The sequence below is a fragment of the Collinsella sp. AF04-24 genome (genome assembly GCF_003465685.1).
Taxonomy (GTDB): domain Bacteria; phylum Actinomycetota; class Coriobacteriia; order Coriobacteriales; family Coriobacteriaceae; genus Collinsella; species Collinsella aerofaciens_AP.
This window is the reverse complement of record NZ_QSBK01000055.1, coordinates 1-437: the sequence shown is the minus strand read 5'-3', so window position 1 is coordinate 437 and position 437 is coordinate 1. Positions and strand designations below refer to the sequence as shown.

The 437-nt window shown below is 71.2% G+C and carries 1 protein-coding gene; it reads right to left on the bottom strand.

Going from position 1 to position 437, the window contains the following annotated elements; all coding sequences use genetic code 11:
- Positions 1 to 318, bottom strand: a 318-nt coding sequence (locus tag DWV32_RS10335; protein WP_187361867.1) for a helix-turn-helix domain-containing protein, incomplete at its 3' end; no start/stop codon positions are given.
- Between the last annotated feature and the right edge of the window lie 119 nt (positions 319 to 437).

Here is a 437-nt window from a genome sequence, read left to right as displayed (position 1 = left end):
GGCGCTGTAGAGCACCCTGGGCCTCCTCGAGCAGCCGTAGCCCCTCCTGTGCGAGCAGCCGTTGCAGCACCTCGGCCACGCGGAGAGCCTGGGGCAGGCCCCCGAGAGGTCCGCGGGCGCGGGCTCGCCGTAGCGCGAGCGCGGCGCGGTGACGTAGCGGTGCGCCGCAACCTCCCTGGTCACGGTCGAGGGCGACCTGCCGAGCTCCGCGGCGATATCGCGGGCGCTGCGGTTGCGGTCGAGCATCCTCTCGACCGTGTTCCTCTCGTGCCTCGTGAGCCTCCCGTACGACCTCCCGGACGGCTTGGGTCTGGACATGCCGGCCTCCCTCCATCGCGGGCCGGGGGATTCCGGCCCCTCTGGGGTTGCCTACCCGGATTCGCGACTCAGGACTCAGCGCAACGCGTTGCGCTGAGTCCTGAGGCTGTTGCAATGAA